This window comes from Microbacterium paulum (assembly GCF_015707995.1).
In the GTDB taxonomy this organism is placed as follows: Bacteria; Actinomycetota; Actinomycetes; order Actinomycetales; family Microbacteriaceae; genus Microbacterium; species Microbacterium paulum.
The window spans coordinates 1-2,215 of the sequence record NZ_JAAGRY010000116.1 but is presented as its reverse complement, the minus strand read 5'-3'; the positions used below and the strand labels follow the sequence as shown (position 1 = coordinate 2,215).

General features: G+C 75.1%; 2 protein-coding genes. Both read right to left on the bottom strand.

The window, feature by feature from the left end; genetic code table 11:
* The coding region (locus G3N18_RS15670; RefSeq protein WP_196385175.1) for a transcription antitermination factor NusB at positions 1 to 1,036 on the bottom strand (1,036 nt) is incomplete at its 3' end.
* Positions 1,033 to 2,004, bottom strand: coding sequence for a methionyl-tRNA formyltransferase (fmt, locus tag G3N18_RS15665; RefSeq protein ID WP_196385174.1), 972 nt, complete (start codon positions 2,002 to 2,004; stop codon positions 1,033 to 1,035). The genes G3N18_RS15670 and fmt, both read right to left, overlap by 4 nt.
* Positions 2,005 to 2,215: the final 211 nt, after the last annotated feature.

Sequence of the window (2,215 nt, the reverse complement as noted above, 5' to 3'; positions counted from 1 at the left end):
CGAGCCCGGTGCACGGCGCGTCGACGAGGATGCGGTCGTAGCGCCCGCGCCCGGCGCGCACGCGGCCGTCTTCTTCTGAGACGGGGACGGCGAGCGGCACACCGGCGACCGAGTCGCGCACCAGCCCGGCGCGGGTGGGCGAGAGCTCGTTCGCCTCGAGCAGCGCGCCGTGGGCGAGGGCCTCGGCGGCGAGCACCGCCGTCTTGCCGCCCGGCGCCGCGCACAGATCGAGCCACCGCTCCCCCGCACGCACCGGGACTGCGCGGGTGAGGGCGAGCGCCGCGAGTTGCGATCCTTCGTCCTGCACTCGAACACGACCGCCCGACGCCGTGACGAGCGCGCCCGGGTCGCCCCCGGCGGAGTGGAAGCCGATCGGCGAGGAGGTGGTCGCCGCGGCATCCGGCGGGATCTCGGCCAGACCCGGCAGCGCGGCGAACGTGACGATGGGCGAGGCGTTGTCGGCCTCGAGGAGGGTCTCGAGCTCGGCCGCGCGACCCTCGGCGGCGAGGGCGCGGCGGAACGCGCGGATCACCCAGACCGGGTGCGCGTAACGCAGCGCCAGCCGCTCATCGTCGGAGCGCGCGGCGGCGTCCAGGCGGTCGAGCCACTCCTCGCGGGTGCGCTCCGACACCCGCCGCAGCACCGCGTTCGCGAAACCCGCTGCGGACTTCCCCGCCGCCTGCCGCACCTGGCGCACGGTCTCGTTGACGGCGGCGTGCGTCGGAATCCGCATCGCGAGAAGCTGGTGGGTGCCGAGGCGCAGCGCGTCGAGCACGGCCGGATCGATCGCCGAGGCCGGGCGCGACGAAGCATCCGCGATGATCGCGTCGTACGTTCCCTCGCGCCGCAGCGTGCCGTAAGTCAGCTCGGTCGCGAGGCCCGCGTCGGGCCCGGAGAGCCCGGCGCGCACGATCGCGCGCGGCAGCAGCAGGTTGGCGTAGGCGTCGGAGGTGTGCACGGCGCGGAGGGTGTCGTAGGCGACCCAGCGGGGCGTGCGGCCCGCCTGCGGCCGTTCCTGATCGCGCCGCTCGGTCATCGCGCACCCGCTTCGGGGAGCGACGAGGCGGGTTCAGAGAGCAGCGCGGCGCGCGGGATGCCACGCAGCCCCCGCCACCAGTCTGCGGCGGCCATGGCGCCCTTGCCCGCGGGCTGCACGGTCTTCAGCAGCACCGTGCCGTCGGCCGCGCCGACGAGCACGTCACGGCCCGACAGGGCGAACGCGCCGGGGGCGAGCCGCTCGCCGTCGGCGGTCACGTCGGGGCCGCGGAACGCGTCGAGGACTTTCAGTCGCTGGTCGTCGACGACGAGGTGCGCACCGGGCTCGGGGGTCGTGCCGCGGTAGCGGTCGAGCACGACATCGGCGGATGCCTCGAGGTCGAGTGCCCCGTCGGCGAGGGTCAGCTTGGGTGCGAGGGTCGGCTCGCCCTGCTGCGCCGTCGCGTGCGCCGTGCCGGTCGCGATGTCGTCGACGACCTCTGTCACGAGGCCCGCACCGAGGCTCGCGAGGACGTCGAGCACCTCGCCGGCGGTCTGTCCGCGCGGCACGTCGTAGCGCAGCTGCGCGTAGACATCGCCCGCGTCGAGCGCAGGCACGAGCTGGAAGACCGCCGCCCCCGTCGTGCGGTCACCCGCGATGAGCGCGTGCTGCACGGGCGCCGCGCCGCGCCAGCGCGGCAGCACCGAGAAGTGCAGGTTGATCCAGCCGTGCGGCGGCGCAGACAGGAGGGGTTCGCGCACGAGTCCCCCGTAAGCGACGATCACGCCGAGATCGGGGTCGAGGGCGGTGATGGCGGCGGTGGCCTCGGCGTCGAGGCGGTCGGTCTTGATGACCGGGAGGCCGAGGTCGTCGGCCGCTTGCGCGACCGCAGATGGTGTCAGCACGCGCTTACGGCCGAGCGGGGCGTCGGTGCGGGTGACGACGCCGACGATCTCGTGCGCCGAGGCGGCCAGCGCCTGGAGCGACGGGACGGCGGGCGCCGGTGTGCCGGCGAAGACGATGCGCATGGAGATTCCTCGGCGTATGGGTGGGTGTGTGGATTGAGCGTGGCTGCTCGACGCCGGGCGCTCAGAGGTCGAGCTCGGGCACGTCGAGCCGCACTTTCAGCGTAGTGCGGGGGCTGAACCCGGCGGACCGGTCGCCGCCCGTGCGCCGGCGGCCGTGCAGCGCGTCGGCGATGACCGCCGCGCGCAGGGCCTCGGCGACGGGCCGGCCAGA